This is a genomic window from Pseudomonas sp. NY15374 (assembly GCF_048068255.1).
Classification (GTDB): Bacteria; Pseudomonadota; Gammaproteobacteria; order Pseudomonadales; family Pseudomonadaceae; genus Aquipseudomonas; species Aquipseudomonas machongensis.
In genome coordinates, this window is the sequence record NZ_JBLUPZ010000001.1 from 621531 (window position 1) to 640776 (window position 19246).

General features: G+C 65.6%; 12 protein-coding genes. All 12 read left to right on the top strand.

The genetic code is table 11. The annotated features are described in order from the left end of the window. The first annotated feature begins 17 nt into the window (after positions 1-17). Positions 18-1688 carry an ABC transporter substrate-binding protein gene (locus ACNFHO_RS03075; RefSeq protein WP_063545088.1) on the top strand — a complete coding sequence of 557 codons (1671 nt, stop codon included), beginning with the start codon at positions 18-20 and terminating at the stop codon, positions 1686-1688. Then, positions 1685-2668, top strand: a complete 984-nt coding sequence (locus ACNFHO_RS03080; RefSeq protein ID WP_416765181.1) for an ABC transporter permease — start codon at positions 1685-1687, stop codon at positions 2666-2668. The genes ACNFHO_RS03075 and ACNFHO_RS03080 overlap by 4 nt, the downstream gene beginning before the upstream one ends. Next, positions 2665-3528 carry an ABC transporter permease gene (locus tag ACNFHO_RS03085; protein WP_112898412.1) on the top strand — a complete coding sequence of 288 codons (864 nt, stop codon included), beginning with the start codon at positions 2665-2667 and terminating at the stop codon, positions 3526-3528. The genes ACNFHO_RS03080 and ACNFHO_RS03085 overlap by 4 nt, the downstream gene beginning before the upstream one ends. After that, complete coding sequence (locus tag ACNFHO_RS03090; protein WP_416765183.1) at positions 3525-5234, top strand: dipeptide ABC transporter ATP-binding protein; 1710 nt, start codon at positions 3525-3527, stop codon at positions 5232-5234. The genes ACNFHO_RS03085 and ACNFHO_RS03090 overlap by 4 nt, the downstream gene beginning before the upstream one ends. Positions 5235-5244: 10 nt before the next feature. Next, positions 5245-6456, top strand: a complete 1212-nt coding sequence (locus ACNFHO_RS03095) for an acyl-CoA dehydrogenase family protein (RefSeq protein WP_416765185.1) — start codon at positions 5245-5247, stop codon at positions 6454-6456. 119 nt (positions 6457-6575) lie between these two features. Continuing rightward, a complete protein-coding gene (locus ACNFHO_RS03100; protein WP_416765186.1) occupies positions 6576-7775 on the top strand; it encodes an aromatic amino acid transaminase in 1200 nt (399 codons plus the stop codon). Positions 7776-8039: 264 nt separating this feature from the next. Continuing rightward, positions 8040-9320: a serine/threonine transporter gene (locus ACNFHO_RS03105; RefSeq protein ID WP_414155568.1), complete on the top strand. Its 1281-nt coding sequence runs from the start codon at positions 8040-8042 to the stop codon at positions 9318-9320. Between the two features lie 124 nt (positions 9321-9444). Beyond that, positions 9445-9945, top strand: a complete 501-nt coding sequence (gene tpx / locus ACNFHO_RS03110; protein WP_416765188.1) for a thiol peroxidase — start codon at positions 9445-9447, stop codon at positions 9943-9945. Between the two features lie 213 nt (positions 9946-10158). After that, a complete protein-coding gene (locus tag ACNFHO_RS03115; protein WP_054890815.1) occupies positions 10159-11430 on the top strand; it encodes an MdtA/MuxA family multidrug efflux RND transporter periplasmic adaptor subunit in 1272 nt (423 codons plus the stop codon). Next, entirely contained in the window at positions 11427-14525 is a 3099-nt protein-coding gene (locus ACNFHO_RS03120) for an MdtB/MuxB family multidrug efflux RND transporter permease subunit (protein ID WP_054890814.1), read from the top strand. The genes ACNFHO_RS03115 and ACNFHO_RS03120 overlap by 4 nt, the downstream gene beginning before the upstream one ends. Continuing rightward, positions 14522-17632, top strand: a complete 3111-nt coding sequence (locus ACNFHO_RS03125) for a multidrug efflux RND transporter permease subunit (RefSeq protein WP_054890813.1) — start codon at positions 14522-14524, stop codon at positions 17630-17632. Before ACNFHO_RS03120 ends, ACNFHO_RS03125 begins: the two co-directional genes overlap by 4 nt. Next, complete coding sequence (locus tag ACNFHO_RS03130) at positions 17629-19122, top strand: efflux transporter outer membrane subunit (protein WP_416765190.1); 1494 nt, start codon at positions 17629-17631, stop codon at positions 19120-19122. Before ACNFHO_RS03125 ends, ACNFHO_RS03130 begins: the two co-directional genes overlap by 4 nt. Positions 19123-19246: the final 124 nt, after the last annotated feature.

A 19246-nucleotide genomic window follows, 5' to 3' on the forward strand; every position in this document is an offset into this window, starting at 1 on the left:
CGGCACAACTCCTGCAAATGCCCCTGCATGCCCAGTCATCCGCAGGAGCGCCCTTGAACCGACTCAACTTCCCCTTGATCCCGCTCTGTGCCGTGCTGGCGCTGGTCGGCTGCGAGCGTGCCGAGCAGGTCACGACCCATAGCGACCAGCCGGTGCGCGGCGGAACCCTGGTCTATGCCACCGACCGCGAGCCCACCTGCCTGGACCCGCATGTGGCGGGTGACATGCCGCAAGTGTTCGTGGCCCAGCAGTACCTGGATTCGCTGGTGTCGATGGACAGCGACGGCCGTATCGGCCCTTGGCTGGCCGAGCGCTGGGAGGCGTCCGCCGATGGCCTGAGCTACACCTTCCACCTGCGCCACGACGTGCATTTCACCGACGGAACGCCGTTCAATGCCCAGGCGGTCAAGGCCAATCTCGACCACATGGCCGACCCCAAGACCCAGTCCAGCACCGCAGGCGGCTATATCCGCCAGTATCGCGGCACCGACATCGTCGACGAATACACCGCCGTGGTGCACCTGGCCACGCCTTACGCCGCCTTCCTCGAAGTGCTCGCCCAAGGCTTTCTCGGTATCCAGTCACCCACCGCGCTCAAGCGCAGCCGTGACGAGAACTGCGAAAGCCCGGTGGGCAGCGGGCCATTCAAGGTGCTGCGCTGGGACCGGCAGAACCAGGTCGAGCTGGTGCGCAATGCCGACTACAACTGGGCGCCGCCGACCGCCAGGCACCAGGGCCCGGCCTATCTCGAGCGCATCGTGTGGAAGTTCATCCAGGAACCTTCGGTGCGTTTCGCCTCGCTGCAGGCCGGTGAGGTGGACGTGATCGAGAGCGTACCGCCCGAGTCGCACGAGGCGGCGCGGCGCAACCCGGATGTCGAGCTGATCATCGCCCAGCGCCCCGGCAACCCCACCAACGGCACGTTCAACCTGCGCCGGGCGCCCTTCGATGATATCCGTGTGCGCGAAGCTTTCGTGCGCAGCGCCGATATCGAAGGTGCGCTCAAGAGTGTGTACTTCGGCGAGTTTCCGCGAGCCGGCGGCCCGCTCAGCGTGGCCACGCCGTTCTACAGCGGCGAGTTCGAGCGCAGCCAGGACTACGATCCGCAGCGCGCCGCCCGATTGCTCGATGACGCAGGCTGGACCGGGCGTGATGCGCAGGGTTACCGCACACGCAATGGCAAGCGCCTGAGCGCGGTGGTGCTGATCGGCGCGCGTACACCGCCTTCGGAGCTGACCCTCTGGGAGCAGGTGCAGGCCACCACCCGTCAGGCCGGCCTGGAGCTGGTGATCGACCAGATGAGCGACGCCCAGGTCACTGCGCGTCAGGCCGCCTGGGACTACGACATCCGCACCGGCTACTGGAATACCAACACCCCGGATGTGCTGCGCATCATCTTTGGCTCGGCGTTCGTCCAGCCTGCAGGCGTCGGCGGCTACCACCAGAACTCCTCAGGCTTCGCCGATCCGGGCTTCGACGCGCTGCTCGACGACGCCCTCGCCACCCAGGACCCGGAGCGCCGTCGGGCGCTGTACTTCAAGGCTCAGCAACAGGCCGCCAGCCAGTACCTGCAATTGACCACTTACCCGCAGAGCACCCGGCTGGGCCTCTACAAGACGGCCCACGGCGTGCGCCTGGAGCCCTCGCTGGCGGTGACCTACCTCTATGACGCATGGGTGAGCAAATGAGTGAAGCGACGACCCTGACCGATCCCCGTCGCGAGCGCCTGCGTGCGCTCGGACGCCGCGCCGTCATTCGCCTGGGCGGCGGCCTGCTGGTGCTGTGGGCGGTGGCGACCCTGACGTTCTTCGCCCTGCGTCTGATGCCGGGTGACCCGGTGTTGGCGATTCTCGGTGGCACCACCGGCAACCCGACGCCGGAGGCCATCGAGGCAACCCGGCGCGAGTACGGCCTGGATAAACCGTTGCCGGTGCAATACGCGCTGTATCTCGGGCGTCTGGTGCAGGGCGACCTGGGCCAGTCCTATTCCCAGCACCAGCCTGTGACCCGCGTGCTGGCGGAACAGGCCGGGGCAACCCTCGAGCTGACGTTCGCCGCACTGGTGCTGGCCTGGTTGCTGGTGCTGCTGCTGACGGTGGTCACGGCCGGCCGTGGCCGGCTCATCGGCGGACTCGCCTCGCTGGCTGAAACCCTCAGCGCCGCCTTGCCGCACTTCTGGCTGGGGGTGGTGCTGCTGGCGGTATTCGCCTTCGGCTTGCGCTGGTTCCCGCCGGCGGGCAGCGAAAGCCTCGCAAGCCTCGTGCTGCCGGCATTCTCCCTGGCCATTCCGCTGGCAGGGTTCATCGCCCAGGTGACCCGTGAATCACTCGAGCTGACCCTCGATCAGCCCTTCATCCTCAGCGCCCGCAGCCGTGGCCTGAGCGACCTGGCGGTGCGCTTCCGGCATGCCCTGCGCCACGCCCTGCTGCCGGGCGTGTCGCTGTCGGGCTGGGCCATCGGTGCGCTGATCAGCGGGGCGGTGGTGTGCGAGGTGATCTTCTCGCGCAAGGGCGTGGGCCGTCAGTTGTACCAGGCGGTGCAACTGCAAGATTTGCCGCTGGTGATCGGCATCACCCTGGTGGTGGCTGCTGCCTACGTGCTGGCCAACATTCTCGTGGACCTGCTCTATCAATGGATCGACCCACGCCAACAGGAGACGAGCGCATGAGCGACCTGATTCTTGAACACAGCCAGACGCCAGTGCGTCGACAAGTGCGTTTGTCCTGGCCGCCGCTGGGGGCGAGCCTGGCGATCCTGTTCCTGCTGGCGCTGTTGCTGGCAGCGCTGGCGCCGGGGCTGTTCACTCGCATCGACCCGTTGGCGATCGTGCCTCGTGAGGCGTTCCAGGCACCGAGCTGGACGCACTGGCTGGGCACCGACCAGTCGGGGCGCGACATCTTCGCGCGTATCGTCCACGGCGCGCGTCAGAGCCTGCTGATCGGCGTGGCGGCAACCTTGCTGTCGATGGCCATCGCCGTCAGCCTCGGGCTGCTCGGCGGATTGGGCGGGGCGCGGGTGGATCGTGGCGTGGGCTGGCTGCTGGAGGTGCTGTTCGCCTTTCCCAGCCTGGTGCTGGCGCTGCTGTTCGTGGCGGTGTTCGGTAGCGGTGTTGGCCCACTGATCATCGCCACCGGTCTGGGTGGGGCTCCTGGCTACGCGCGGATGGTCCGCGGCCAGGTGCTGGCGGTGCGCAATTCGGGCTATATCGAAGCGGCGCGGGCGCTGGGGCACCCGACCGCACGCATTGTCTTGCGTCAGTTATTGCCCAATGCCATGCGCCCGTTGGTGGTGACCCTGACCATGGGCGTCGGTCAAGCCATTGTCTGGGCATCTGCCCTGAGTTTCCTGGGCCTTGGTGCCCGACCACCTGCGCCTGAGTGGGGCACCATGCTGTCGATGGGCCGCGATTTCATCGCCAGCGCCTGGTGGCTGACCTTTTTCCCCGGCCTGTTCATCGTACTCACCACGTTAGCGACCACCGCGGCCGGCCGCTACCTTCAACACCGCCTGGAGGGCCGCCTGCCATGAGCGACAAGACCTTGATCGTCGAGGGCCTGAACGTGACGTTCGAAGGCCGCAGCGTGGTGCGTGAACTGTCTTTCACCCTGGCGCCGGGTCGCTGTGTGGCCCTGGTGGGGGAGTCTGGCTCGGGCAAGAGCGTCAGCGCCCGCAGCCTGGTGGGGTTGGTGGGTGCGCGTGGGGAGGTGACCGCGCGCACCTTGGGCTTTGCCGGTCGCGACCTGCTGGCCCTGAGCGAGCGTCAGTGGCGTGCGGTGCGTGGCAAGGATATCGGCTTCGTGCTGCAGGATGCGCTGGTGTCGCTCGACCCGCTGCGGCCCGTGGGCAAGGAAATCCTCGAGGTGTTGCAAACCCATGGCTATGGAGATCGGGCGCAGCGCGCTGCGCGCGTGCTGACGCTGCTCGAACGGGTCGGGGTGCCGGACGTCGCGTTGCGTGCGCGGCAGCGGCCAGGCCAGCTTTCTGGAGGGCTGCGCCAACGGGCGCTGATCGCCAGTGCGCTGGCACTGGATCCGGCGCTGGTGATCGCCGATGAACCCACCACTGCGCTCGATGCCACGGTCCAGGCGCAGATTCTTGAGGTGTTCCAGCAGATCAAGGCGCGGGGTGCATCATTGCTGATCATCAGTCATGACCTGGCGGTGGTCGCGCAACTGGCCGACGAGGTGGTGGTGCTGCGCCATGGCGAGGTGGTGGAGCAGGGGCCGATGCAGCAGGTGCTGCGCCAGCCTCGGCACCCCTATACCCAGGCGCTGTTGGCCGCGGTGCCGGCGGAGCATCCGCGTGGCAGCCGCCTGTCGCCGGAGCGTTCGGGCGAGCGAGTAGCGCGTAGCGTCGTGCCTGGCGAGGTGCTGCTGCAGGCCCACGGCCTGGGTAAGCGCTACACCGGCCCTGACGGCGTGGTGCGTCAGGTGGTCCAGGGCGTGGACTTCACCCTGCGCGCCGGGCAGACCCTGGGCATCGTCGGTGAGTCCGGCTCGGGCAAGACCACGGTTGCGCGCATCGCCCTCGGACTGCTGCAACCGGACCAGGGCGAGGTGCTGTATCGCGGCCAGCCATGGAACCGCCCGGGCAATACCGTCAGCGAAGCCAGCCGCCGCCCGCTGCGCCAGCAGATCAGTGTGATCTACCAGGATCCGCTGGGTTCGTTCGACCCGCGCTGGACCGTGGCGCAGATCCTCGATGACGCCTTGCAGGTGGCGGGCGTCGAGGCTGCGGCGCGCCCGGCGCGCATTCATGTGCTGCTCGAACAGGTGCGCCTGCCGGCCAGCCTGGCCAGCCGCCGCCCGTTGCAGCTCTCCGGCGGCCAGCGCCAGCGTGTGGCGATCGCCCGCGCCATCGCCAGCGAGCCGAAGCTGATCATCTGCGACGAGCCGGTGTCGGCGCTGGACGTGTCGGTGCAGGCCCAGGTACTCGACCTGCTGGCCGACCTGCAGGACACCTTGGGCCTGGCCTATCTGTTCATCTCCCATGACCTGGGCGTGATTCGCCATGTCAGCGATGACGTGCTGGTGATGCGCCATGGCCAGGTGGTCGAGCACGCGCCGGTCGAGCAGTTGTTCGAGCAGCCTGCCCACGAATACACCCGCCGTCTGCTCGGCTCGGTGCCGCGCCTGCCGGGCAGCGGCGCCGAGCTGGTGGTGCCGCCGCTGGACCTGGAACACGAAGCCTTCGACCTGTTCGATGAATCACGCCTCTGGAAAATCGCCATTTAAGGATTGCCCCATGACCACCTTCCAACGTTTCCCCTCCCAGGCTCCCGCCGCCAGCGTCGAGGCCTTGAAGGTGCGCATCGATGCGCTGCTGCCACACATCGCCGCCGGTGCGGCCGAACGCGAGCGCGAGCGCCAACTGCCGTTCGAGGCCATCGCCCAACTGGCTGCCGCCGGGCTCTACACCGTGCGCATTCCGACCCGCTATGGTGGGCCCGGTGGCACGGTGAGCGATGTCATCGAACTGCTGCTGAAGATCGCCTCGGTCGATTCCAACGTTGCCCAGGCCCTGCGCCCGGGTTTCGCCTTTGTCGAGGGCCTGCTGGTGTCGAGCGCAGAGGATGCCGAACAGGAGCGCGAGCGCTGGTTCGCGCGCTACCTGCAAGGCGCGGTGATCGGCAATGCCGGCTGGGAACTGGGCGGCGCCAATGGTGCCATCGCCGCACGGCTGGTCCGCGAGGGTGATCACTATCGCGCCAATGGCAGCAAGTTCTATAGCACCGGGGCGCTGTTCGCCGACTATGTCAGCGCGGTGGCGCTGGATGAGGACGAGCAACCGGTGTCGTTCATCCTCCCGCGTGATCGCGACGGCCTGGAGCTGGTCGATGATTTCGATGCCATGGGCCAGCGCCTGACCGCCAGCGGCACCACGCACCTGCGCAATGTGCGGGTGGAGGAGAGCGAACTGCGCACGCGTACCGTGGAGGAGGGCCGGCGCACGCTGGTGACGCCGTTCCTGCAGCTGTTCCTGGGCACCGTGCTGGCCGGGATCGCCCGCAATGCGCTGGACGATGCCACCCGCTTCGCTCGCGAGCATGCCCGGCCGATCAAACACAGCACGGCCAGTCGTTCGGTGGACGACCCGTATGTGGAACTGAGCGTGGGCGATATCGCAGCGCGCGCCTACGGCGCCGAGGCGCTGGTGCTGAAGGCGGCCGCCACGATCGATCGGGCCTGGGCGGCGCAGTTGGACGAGGCAGCGGTGGAGCAGGCTGCCCTCGAGGTGGCGCAGGCCCAGTACCTGGTCGCAGAACTTGCGCTCAAAGCGGCCGAGACGTTGTTCGACGTCGGCGGCGCCTCGACCACCGGGCGCGCGCACAATCTCGACCGCCATTGGCGCAATGCCCGTACCGTGGCCAACCACAATCCACGGCAGTGGAAGGCGGCGGTGGTCGGGGCCTGGCAGCTCAAGGGCACCCGCCCACCGGTGTCGGGGTTGTTCTGAGGAGGCGCTATGCAAACCTGCACTCACAGCTTGCACATTCAATGATGTTCCTTGCGCGCCACTGCAGGTATGCTCGGGGAAGCCTTTCCGAACTGTCCTGATCCAAGGAGCTGCACGCTGTGTTCAAACATGTCGATGCCTATGCCGGCGACCCGATTCTCTCGTTGATGGAGGCCTTCAAGGTCGATCCCCGTGCCGACAAGGTCAACCTGAGTATCGGCCTGTACTACGACGAAGCCGGTGTGGTGCCGCAGCTGCCATCGGTAGGCCAGGTCGAGGAACGCCTGGCCGGCCAGCCGCGTGAAGCCTCGCTTTACCTGCCCATGGAAGGCCTGGCCAGCTACCGCCAGGCGATCCAGGCACTGCTGTTCGGTGCCGACCACCCGGCCGTGACCGGCGGGCGTGTCGCCACTGTGCAGACCGTGGGTGGCTCGGGTGCGTTGAAAGTCGGTGCCGACTTCCTCAAGCGCTACTTCCCGCAGTCCGAGGTGTGGGTCAGCAATCCGACCTGGGACAACCATCGCGCGATCTTCGAAGGCGCGGGCTTCAAGGTGCACACCTACCCGTACTTCGACCAGGCCACCCGCGGCCTGGACTTCGATGGCATGCTGGCAAGCCTGCAGACCCTGGCCAAGCACAGCATCGTCCTGCTGCACCCGTGCTGCCACAACCCCACCGGCGTCGACCTGAGCCAGAGCCAGTGGCAGCAAGTGGTCGAGGTGGTCAAGGCGCGTGAGCTGATCCCGTTCCTCGACATCGCCTACCAAGGCTTCGGCGAAGGCCTGGCCGAAGACGCCTATGCCATCCGGGAAATGGCCCGTGCCGGTGTGCCGTGCCTGGTCAGCAACTCGTTCTCCAAGATCTTCTCGCTGTACGGCGAGCGGGTAGGGGGGCTGTCGGTGGTCAGCGATGACGCGCAAACCGCCCAGAGCGTACTGGGTCAGCTCAAGGCTACCGTGCGCCGCAACTACTCCAGCCCACCCAGCCATGGTGCACTGCTGGTCGCTGGGGTGCTCGGCGATGCCGGCCTGAACGCCCAGTGGCAGGCGGAAGTCGAGACCATGCGCAAGCGTATCCTCGACATGCGCCAAGGGCTGGTCGATGCACTGGCCAAGCGGTTGCCAGGCCAGGACTTCCAGTTCTTCCTGCGCCAGCGCGGCATGTTCAGCTACACAGGCTTCAGTGCCGAGCAGGCACGTCGCCTGCGTGACGAGTTCGGTGTGTACATCATCGACAGCGGCCGGGTGTGCATGGCGGGCCTGCGTCCGGACAACCTGCAGCGTGTCGCCGAGGCATTCGCGGCGGTGCAACAGGGCTGATCCGCCGGCCCAGGCATGCCTGGGCTGTGGGAGCGGGCTTGCCCGCGAATGAAGACGTGAGATTACCGACGCCTTCGCGGGCAAGCCCGCTCCCACCATCATCCGCTTCCTTTTCCCAAAACAGGTGCCGTCCCTCGGACGGGGCTTCGCAACAGCACCTATTCAGTGCACAATCGCGCCCCTCTTTTTCGGTTGAGGTGGCGTGAGGCTTCTATTTCGCCACTCTCAGCCTGTTGCAGTCTTGCGAGTGGAGTTGCACCCGGAATGAATGAGCAGGCCCAAAGCGTCGAACAACGCTTCGAATCGACCCAACAAGCCACCCTCGGTAGCTGGTCGCGTCAAGACACCACCTGGATGCTGGGCCTGTTCGGCACGGCCATCGGCGCAGGTACGCTGTTCCTGCCGATCAACGCCGGCCTCGGCGGTTTCTGGCCGCTGCTGATCCTGGCCGTGCTGGCCTTCCCCATGACCTACTACGCACACCGTGCGCTGACCCGCTTCGTGCTGTCCGGCAGCAAGGGCGGCGATATCACCGAGGTGGTCGAGGAGCATTTCGGCATCACTGCCGGTGCACTGATCACCGTACTGTATTTCTTTGCCATCTTCCCGATCCTGCTGATCTACAGCGTGGCGCTGACCAACACGGTCGCAAGCTTCATGGAGCATCAATTGCACATGACGCCACCGCCCCGGGCGATCCTCTCGTTCGTGCTGATCCTCGGCCTGCTGGCCATCGTGCGTTGCGGTGAGCAGGCCACGGTCAAGGTCATGAGCCTGCTGGTGTATCCCTTCATCGTCGCCCTGGCGCTGCTGGCCCTGTACCTGGTGCCGCACTGGAATGGTGGCATTCTCGATACGGCTGGCCAGTTGCCGTCTGGCTCTGCGTTCGTGCGCACCCTGTGGCTGGCGATCCCGGTAATGGTGTTCTCGTTCAACCACTCGCCGATCATCTCGGCCTTCGCGGTCGACCAGAAGCGTCGTTATGGCGACCACGCCGATGAGCGCAGCGGGCAGATCCTGGCCCGTGCCCACCTGCTGATGGTGGTAATGGTGCTGTTCTTCGTGTTCAGTTGCGTACTGACCCTGAGCAGCGCGCAACTGGCCGAGGCCAAGGCGCAGAACCTGTCGATCCTGTCGTACCTGGCCAACCACTTCAGCAATCCGGCCATCGCCTTTGCTGCGCCGCTGATCGCTTTCGTCGCGATTGCCAAGTCGTTCCTGGGCCACTACATCGGTGCCAGCGAAGGCCTCAAGGGCATCATCGTCAAGACCGGCCTGCGCCCGGGCGCCAAGGCCCTGGACCGCGTGGTCGCGGCACTGATGCTGGTGGTGTGCTGGATCGTCGCCACGCTCAATCCGAGCATTCTGGGCATGATCGAGTCGCTGGGCGGGCCGATCCTCGCGGTGCTGCTGTTCCTGATGCCGATGTACGCCATCCGCCGTGTGCCGTCGATGCGCAAGTACAGCGGCGCGATGTCCAACCTCTTCGTCGTGGTGATCGGCCTGGTGGCGCTGAGCTCGGTGGTCTACGGCCTGCTGAACTGAGGCCTTTGCACGGATCAGGCGGGCGCGCGGCAATCCGCGCCTGCCTGTTGCTCTAAGCTTGCAGCCCGGCGCTAAAAGCGATTAACTCGGAATCCTTTTCAAACCCCGTATAAGGATTTCTGCCATGGCTCAAGTGACTCTCAAAGGCAACCCGGTTCAGATCAAGGGCGAGCTGCCCAAGGTCGGTGCCCAGGCGCCTGCCTTTTCCCTGGTCGGTGAAGGCCTGGCCGACAAGTCGCTGAAGGACTATGCCGGCAAGCGCAAGGTGCTGAACATCTTCCCGAGCGTCGACACCCCGACCTGCGCCACCTCGGTACGCAAGTTCAATGCCCAGGCCAATGACCTGGCCAACACCGTGGTGCTGTGCATCTCGGCCGACCTGCCGTTCGCCCAGGCCCGCTTCTGCGGCGCCGAAGGCCTGGAGAATGTAAAGAACCTGTCGACCCTGCGTGGTCGTGAGTTCATCGAGAACTACGGCGTTGCCATCGCCGACGGCCCGCTGGCCGGCCTGACCGCCCGCGCCGTGGTGGTGCTGGACGAAAACGACAAGGTGCTGCACGCCGAGCTGGTCGGGGAAATCGCCGACGAGCCTAACTACGAGGCGGCTCTGGCTGTCCTGAAGTAAACGCTGGCCAGAGGGTCGCCCCGCGGCCCTGGCGGTTTACACACTGTTACGCCGGCCCGGAAGCCATTCCGGGCCGTTTTCATTTAAAGTTCATCGTTTTAGCAACGTCAGCCAATGGTAAATGCCTGGTAAAGGCCCTTTGCTAAAACGATGCCAGTGCTTATCGTTCAAACCTCCCCAGTCGCCATTCTCTGAACAAGGTTCGTTCAACCCATGCAAGCTTCTGCCTCCCGTTCTCCCCGTCGCTGGCTGTTCGGCCTGCTGATCCTGCTGCTGGTGGCCTTGCTGGCCTGGTGGCTGTGGCCTGCCGCTGCCCCGACGCACAAGGAGCAGGGCGTGCGCATGGGCAAAGGCGGGCGCCCAGGCTTTGGTGCCTCCAGCGACCCGGTGCCGGTGCGCGTCGAGCCCGTGCGGGTCGGCGACTTCCCGCTCTACTACAAGGCGCTGGGTACGGTGACGGCGACCAACACGGTCAATGTTCGCAGCCGGGTGGCGGGTGAGTTGGTCAAGATCCACTTCAAGGAAGGGCAGCAGGTCAAGGCTGGCGACCTGCTGGCGGAAATCGACCCGCGTTCGTACCGTATCGCCCTTCAGCAGGCAGAGGGCACCCTGGCGCAGAACCAGGCGCAGTTGAAGAACGCTCAGGTCGACCTGGCCCGCTATAAAGGCCTGTATGCCGAAGACAGCATCGCCAAGCAGACCCTGGACACCGCCGAGGCCCAGGTGGGGCAGTTCCAGGGGCTGGTCAAGACCAACCAGGCGGCAGTCAATGACGCGCGCCTGAACCTCGAATTCACCCAGATCCGTGCACCGATCAGCGGTCGCCTGGGGCTGCGCCAGCTCGACCTGGGTAACCTGGTGGCAGCCAACGACACCACGGCGCTGGTGGTGATCACCCAGACCGAGCCGATCAACGTCGCCTTCACCCTCCCTGAAACCGAGTTGTCCACGGTGCTCGAGCGCTACCGCAGCGGCGCGCGCCTGCCGGTCGAAGCCTGGGACCGTGGCGACAGCAAGCTGCAGGCCACCGGCGTGCTCGGCAGCCTCGACAACCAGATCGACACCACCACCGGCACCCTGAAGTTCAAGGGTTTCTTCGAGAACAAGGACCTCGCCCTGTTCCCCAACCAGTTCGTCAACGTGCGCCTGCTGGCCGACACCCTCAAGCAGGTGGTGCTGGCCCCGGCGGCGGCGATCCAGTTCGGCAACGACGGCACCTTCGCCTATGTGGTCAACGGCGAGAACAAGGTCAATGTGCGCAAGCTCAAGGTCGGCGCCAGCGACGGCGAGAACAGTGTGATCCTGGAGGGCCTGAAGGCTGGCGAGCGTCTGGTGCTCGAAGGCACCGACCGCCTGCGCGAGGGCACCCAGGTCGAGGTGGTCGAAGACAGCTCGCAAGTCCCGACCACCCCTGGCCAGCACCTGCAAGGCCAGGAAGCCAAAGGTTCGGCCCAGACCGGTGAGTCGAGCAAGGCGGGCGCATGAACATCTCGCGGCTGTTCATCCTGCGCCCGGTCGCCACCACGCTGAGCATGCTGGCCATCGTCCTGGCCGGCCTGATCGCCTACAAGATGTTGCCGGTGGCGGCCTTGCCCCAGGTCGATTACCCGACCATCCGAGTCATGACCCTGTACCCGGGCGCCAGCCCTCAGGTGATGACCAGCGCGGTCACTGCGCCGCTGGAGCGCCAGTTCGGCCAGATGCCGGGCCTCAGCCAGATGGCCTCGACCAGTTCGGGCGGTGCTTCGGTGCTGACCCTGCGTTTCAACCTGGACATGAACATGGATGTCGCCGAGCAACAGGTCCAGGCTGCGATCAACGCCGCCAGCAACCTGCTGCCCAGCGACCTGCCGGCGCCGCCGGTGTACAACAAGGTCAACCCCGCCGATACCCCGGTGCTGACCCTGGCCATCAGCTCCGGCACCCTGCCACTGCCAAAGCTCAATGACTTGGTCGATACCCGCGTGGCGCAGAAGATCGCCCAGATCAGCGGTGTCGGCATGGTCAGCATCGCCGGCGGCCAGCGCCAGGCGGTGCGGATCAAGGTCAATGTCGATGCCCTGGCCGCCAACGGCTTGAACCTGGACGACGTACGCACCTTGATCGGCGCCTCCAACGTCAACCAGCCCAAGGGCAACTTCGATGGCCCGACCCGGGTGTCGATGCTCGATGCCAACGACCAGCTGCGTTCGCCCGACGAATACGCCAACCTGATCCTCAAGTACAACAACGGCGCACCGCTGCGCCTGAAGGACGTCGCCGAGATCGTCGACGGTGCCGAGAACGAGCGCCTGGCCGCCTGGGCCAACGAAAACCACGCGGTGCTGCTGAACATCCAGCGCCAGCCCGGCGCCAACGTCATCGAAGTGGTCGACCGCATCAAGCAGATGCTGCCGTCGATCACCGACAACCTGCCGGCCGGCCTCGACGTCAGCGTGCTCACCGACCGTACCCAGACCATCCGCGCTGCGGTGCGCGATGTGCAGCACGAGCTGCTGTTCGCCATCGCCCTGGTGGTGATGGTGACCTTCGTCTTCCTGCGTCGGGTCAGCGCCACCATCATTCCGTCGATCGCCGTACCGCTGTCGCTGATCGGCACGTTTGGTGTGATGTACCTGGCCGGCTTTTCGATCAACAACCTGACCTTGATGGCCCTGACCATCGCCACGGGTTTCGTGGTGGACGACGCCATCGTCATGCTGGAGAACATTTCCCGGCACATCGAAGAAGGCGAAACGCCGATGCAGGCAGCGCTCAAAGGCGCCCGGCAGATCGGCTTCACCCTGATCTCGTTGACCTTCTCGCTGATCGCGGTGCTGATCCCGTTGCTGTTCATGGCCGATGTCGTTGGCCGGCTGTTCCGCGAGTTCGCCATCACCCTGGCGGTGGCTATCCTGATTTCGCTGGTGGTGTCGCTCACCCTCACGCCGATGATGTGCGCGCGTTTGCTCAAGCGTGAACCCAAGGAAGAGGAGCAGAGCCGCTTCTACCGCGCCAGCGGTGCCTGGATCGACTGGCTGATCGAACGCTACAGCCACGCCCTGACCTGGGTGCTCAAGCACCAGCCGCTGACCTTGCTGGTGGCGGTGGGCTCGCTGGCGCTGACGGTGTTCCTCTACATCATCGTGCCCAAGGGCTTCTTCCCGGTGCAGGACACCGGAGTGATCCAGGGCATTTCCGAAGCCCCGCAGTCCATCTCGTTCAGCGCCATGAGCGAGCGCCAGCAGGCGCTGAGCAAGGTGATCCTGCAGGACCCGGCGGTACAGAGCCTGTCTTCGTACATTGGGGTGGACGGTGACAACGCCACGCTCAACAGCGGACGCCTGCTGATCAACCTCAAGCCCCATGCCGAACGTGATGTCACGGCCAGCCAGGTGATCAGCCGCCTGCAGCCGCAGCTCGACCGGCTGGTGGGTATTCGCCTGTTCATGCAGCCGGTACAGGACCTGAGCATCGAGGACCGGGTCAGCCGCACCCAGTACCAGTTCAGCCTGTCCTCGCCTGACCCGGACATGCTCGCCGAGTGGAGCGGCAAGCTGGTCCATGCCCTGCAACAGCGCCCTGAGCTCACCGACGTTGCCAGCGACCTGCAGGACAAAGGCCTGCAGGTGTACCTGGTGATCGACCGCGACATGGCCAGCCGCCTCGGCATCACCGTCGCACAGATCACCAACGCCCTGTACGACGCCTTCGGCCAGCGGCAGATCTCGACCATCTACACCCAGGCCAGCCAGTACCGCGTGGTGCTGCAGTCGCAGGCAGCGGCCAGCATTGGTCCGCAGGCGCTGGAGTCGATCCACGTCAAGGCCACCGATGGCGGCCAGGTTCGCCTTTCGGCGCTGGCGCGCATCGAACAGCGCCAGGCACAGTTGGCTATTTCGCACATCGGCCAGTTCCCTGCCGTGATGATGTCCTTCAACCTCGGCCAGGGCGTGTCGTTGGGCGAAGCGGTGCAGGTGATCGAGCAGGTGCAGCAGGACATTGGCATGCCGCTGGGCGTGCAGACCCGCTTCCAGGGCGCCGCCGAAGCCTTCCAGGCCTCGCTGTCGAGCACCTTGCTGCTGATCCTCGCCGCCGTGGTGACCATGTACATCGTGCTCGGCGTGCTCTACGAGAGCTACATCCACCCGGTGACCATCCTCTCGACCCTGCCGTCGGCGGCAGTGGGCGCCTTGCTGGCGCTGCTGCTCAGCGGCAACGATCTGGGGATGATCGCCATCATCGGTATCATCCTGCTGATCGGTATCGTCAAGAAGAACGCGATCATGATGATCGATTTCGCCCTCGAGGCCGAGCGTCACCAGGGCATGACCCCGCATGAGGCGATCTACCAGGCGGCGCTGCTGCGTTTCCGGCCGATCCTGATGACCACCCTGGCGGCGCTGTTCGGTGCCTTGCCGCTGATGCTCGCCACGGGCTCCGGTGCCGAACTGCGCCAGCCGCTGGGCCTGGTGATGGTGGGCGGGCTGCTGGTCAGCCAGGTGCTGACGCTGTTCACCACGCCGGTCATCTACCTGTACTTCGACCGTCTGGCGCGCCGCTGGCGCCCGGCTGACGACACCGCGCAGGCCGAGGCATGAACCTTTCCGGTCCGTTCATTCGCAGGCCAGTAGCGACCATGCTGCTGAGCCTGGCGATCATGCTGCTGGGCGGTGTCAGCTTCGGGTTGCTGCCAGTGTCGCCGCTGCCACAGATGGACTTCCCGGTGATCGTGGTGCAGGCCAGCCTGCCGGGTGCGAGCCCCGAGGTGATGGCCTCGACCGTGGCAACGCCGCTGGAGCGCAAGCTGGGCAGCATCGCCGGGGTCAGCACCCTGACCAGTAGCTCCAGCCAGGGCTCGACGCGGGTGATCATCGGCTTCGACCTGGGGCGCGACATCGACGGTGCCGCGCGCGAGGTGCAGGCTGCGATCAACGCTACCCGCAACCTGTTGCCCAGTGGTATGCGCAGCATGCCGACCTACAAGAAGGTCAACCCGTCGCAGGCGCCGATCATGGTGCTGTCGCTGACCTCGGACGTGTTGTCCAAAGGGCAGCTGTACGACCTTGCCGACACCATCCTCTCGCAGAGCCTGTCGCAGGTAGCCGGGGTAGGGGAGGTGCAGATCGGCGGCAGTTCGCTGCCGGCCGTGCGCATCGAACTCGAGCCGCAACTGCTCAACCAGTACGGCCTGGCCCTGGACGATGTACGCACCGCAGTGGCCAACGCCAACCAGCGTCGGCCCATGGGCTTCGTCGAGGACGCCGAACGCAACTGGCAGGTACGCGCCAACGACCAGCTGGAAAAGGCCGATGACTACAAGCCGCTGGTGATCCGCCAGCAGAACGGTGCGATCCTGCGCCTGGCCGATGTGGCCAAGGTCAGCGACGGCGTCGAGAACCGCTACAACAGCGGCTTCTTCAACGACGATGCGGCGGTGCTGCTGGTGGTCAACCGCCAGACCAACGCCAACATCATCCAGACCGTGCAACAGATCAAGGACCAGCTTCCGGCCCTGCAATCGCTGCTGCCGGCCAGCGTCAAGCTCAACATCGCCATGGACCGCTCGCCAGTGATCAAGGCCACGCTCAAGGAAGCCGAGCACACCCTGCTGATCGCTGTGGTGCTGGTGATCCTGGTGGTCTACCTGTTCCTCGGCAACCTGCGCGCCTCGCTGATCCCGAGCCTCGCTGTGCCGGTGTCGCTGGTGGGCACCTTTGCGGTGATGTACCTGTGCGGCTTCTCGCTGAACAACCTGTCGCTGATGGCGCTGATCCTGGCCACGGGCCTGGTGGTGGACGATGCCATCGTGGTGCTGGAGAACATCTCCCGGCATATCGAGAACGGCGCCAAGCCCATGCGCGCGGCGTTCCTGGGCGCCAAGGAAGTGGGTTTCACCCTGCTGTCGATGAACGTTTCGCTGGTGGCCGTGTTCGTTTCCATCCTGTTCATGGGTGGCATCGTGCGCGGGTTGTTCCAGGAGTTCTCGATCACCCTGGCGGCGGCGATCCTGGTGTCGCTGCTGGTGTCCCTGACCCTCACGCCGATGCTCTGCTCGCGCTGGCTCAAGCCCCATGCGCCACAGGGCCAGACGCGCCTGCAGCGTTGGAGCGACCGGGTACACCAGCGCATGGTCGAGGGGTACGACAAGAGTCTGGGCTGGGCCTTGCGCCACCGGCGCCTGACCCTGATCAGCCTGCTGGCGACCATCGTGCTCAACGTTGCCCTGTACGTGATCGTGCCCAAGACCCTGATGCCACAGCAGGACACTGGCCAGCTGCAAGGCTTCGTGCGCGGTGATGACGGCCTGTCGTTCACCGTGATGCAACCGAAAATGGAAACCTACCGCCGTGCGCTGCTCAAGGACCCTGCGGTACAGAGCGTTGCCGGCTTCATCGGTGGCAACAGCGGCACCAACAATGCCTTCGTGCTGGTGCGCCTCAAGCCCATCGGCGAGCGCAAGGAAAACGCCCAGAAGGTCATCGAGCGGCTGCGCAAGGAGCTGCCCAAGGTGCCGGGCGGACGCCTCTACCTGATGGCCGACCAAGACCTGCAGCTCGGTGGCGGTGGCCGTGACCAGAGCACCTCGCAATACCTCTACACCCTGCAGAGCGGCGACCTGGCGGCCCTGCGCGAGTGGTTCCCGAAAGTGGCTGCGGCCTTGCGCAAGCTGCCCGAGCTGACCGCCATCGATGCCCGTGACGGTGCCGGCACCCAGCAGGTGACGCTGGTGGTCGATCGCGACCAGGCCAAGCGCCTGGGCATCGACATGGACATGGTCACCGCAGTCCTGAACAACGCCTACAGTCAGCGGCAGATCTCGACCATCTACGACAGCCTCAACCAGTACCAGGTGGTGATGGAGATCAACCCCAAGTACGCCTGGGACCCCAGTACGCTCGAGCAGGTTCAGGTGATTACCACCGATGGCGCGCGCGTGCCGCTGTCGACCATCGCCCGCTACGAGAACAGCCTGGCCAACGACCGTGTCAGCCACGAAGGGCAGTTCGCGTCCGAGGATATTTCCTTCGATGTCGCCGAGGGCTACAGCGTCGACCAGGCCCTGGCCGCGCTGGAGCGCGAGGTGGCCAAGCTGGGCCTTCCCGAGTCGGTGATCGCCAAGCTCGGTGGCGACGCCGATGCCTTCACCAAGAACGCCGAAGGCCAGCCGTTCATGATTCTCGGCGCCCTGGTGCTGGTGTACCTGGTGCTGGGCATTCTCTACGAAAGCTACATCCACCCGCTGACGATCCTCTCGACCCTGCCTTCGGCCGGCGTCGGTGCGCTGCTCACGCTGTACCTGACCGGCGGGGAGTTCAGCCTGATTTCGTTGCTGGGCCTGTTCCTGCTGATCGGGGTGGTGAAGAAGAACGCCATCCTGATGATCGACCTGGCCCTGCAACTGGAACGCAACGAAGGCCTGTCGCCGGAAGAGTCGATCCGCCGCGCCTGCCTGCTGCGCCTGCGGCCGATCCTGATGACCACCATCGCTGCCATCCTCGGTGCGCTGCCGTTGCTGCTCAGCCAGGCCGAAGGCGCGGAAATGCGTCAGCCGCTGGGCCTGACCATCATCGGTGGCCTGGTCTTCAGCCAGATCCTCACCCTCTACACCACGCCGGTGGTCTACCTGTACCTGGACCGCGCGCGCCACCGTTTCAACCGTTGGCGCGGCGTGCGCACCGACGCCGCCCTGGAAACCCCGCTATGATCTTTGCCCAGACCCCGCTGCACCGTGCCCTGCAACTGCTGACCCGTGGCCGTGGCTCGCGCCTGCTCGGTGCCGGCCTGTGCGTGGCGATGCTCAGCGCCTGTACCCTGAGCCCGGATTATCATCGCCCGGAGGTCAGCAGCCCGGCGCAGTTCAAGCAGGCCGAGGGCTGGACCCAGGCCAACCCGTCGGATGCCATCGCCCGCGGTGCCTGGTGGGAGCTGTACGGCGACAAGGGCTTGAACGCTTTGGTCGAGGAGCTCAACCGCAGCAACCAGACGCTTGCCCAGTACGAAGCGCAGTACCGTCAGGCCCAGGCCCTGGTACGCAGCAGCCGCGCCTCGCTGTTCCCGTCGCTGAACCTCACCACCAGCAAGAACCGTTCAGCCCAGGGCACCGGCAGCTCCAGCTCCAGCCTGTCGAACAACAGCAGCGGCATTCGCGACACCTACAACGCGCAGTTGGGTGTGAGCTGGGAGATCGACCTCTGGGGCAAGTTGCGCGAGACCATGAACGCCAATGAGTCCAGCGCCGAGGCCAGCCTGGCCGACATGGCGGCGATCCGTCTGAGCCAACAGTCGGAGCTGGTGCAGAACTACCTGCAACTGCGCGTCATCGACGCGCAGAAGCGCTTGCTCGAAGCCACCGTGACCGCCTACGAGCGCTCGTTGCGAATGAACCAGAACCAGTACCGTGCAGGCGTCGCCGGCCCCGATGCCGTCGCTCAGGCGCGTACCCAGCTCAAGAGCACCCAGGCCGACCTGATCGACCTGGCCTGGCAGCGCGCCCAGTATGAAAACGCCATCGCCGTACTCATGGGCAAGGCGCCTGCCGAGTTCTCGCTGGCTGCCAGCAATGATATTCCGGCGCTGCCGCCGATCCCGGTAAGCCTGCCGTCGCAGTTGCTGGAGCGCCGTCCGGACATCGCCTCGGCCGAGCGCAAGGTGATGGCGGCCAACTCGAACATTGGTGTGTCGCGCGCAGCCTATTTCCCCGACCTGTCGTTGAGCATGAACGGCGGCTATTCGAGCAGCAGCTTCAACAACTGGATCGAGCTGCCGAACCGCTACTGGTCGGTCGGGCCACAACTGGCGCTGACCCTGTTCGATGCCGGCAAGCGCAGCGCCGAGGTGGACCGCACCGTGGCGGTCTACGACCAGACCGTGGCGCAGTACCGCCAGACCGTGCTCGATGGCTTCAAGGAGGTCGAGAACTACATGGTGCAACTGAAGGTGTATGCCGACGAAGCCGTGGTCCGCCAGGAGGCGCTGGATGCTGCCCGCGAGTCGTTGCGCCTGACCGAGAACCAGTACCGCGCCGGACTGATCGGCTACCTGGACGTGGTGAACGTGCAGACCACGGCGCTGAGTAACGAGCGCAGTGTGCTGAATCTGCTGCAGGGTCGCCTGGTGGCCAGTGTGCAGTTGATCGCGGCATTGGGTGGCGGCTGGGAAGCGGGGCCGGCGTTCGCAGAGGCTGACAAACAGTAAGGTTGCAGTGCCGGCGTGATCGCGGGGCAAGCCCGCGATAGCGTCGGCACCGTGCGTAACCGACCGCTGGATCTTCCACCCTGTAGCCCCCGCAAAATCCCGTGCCTTTGCTCCCTGTTCGCGT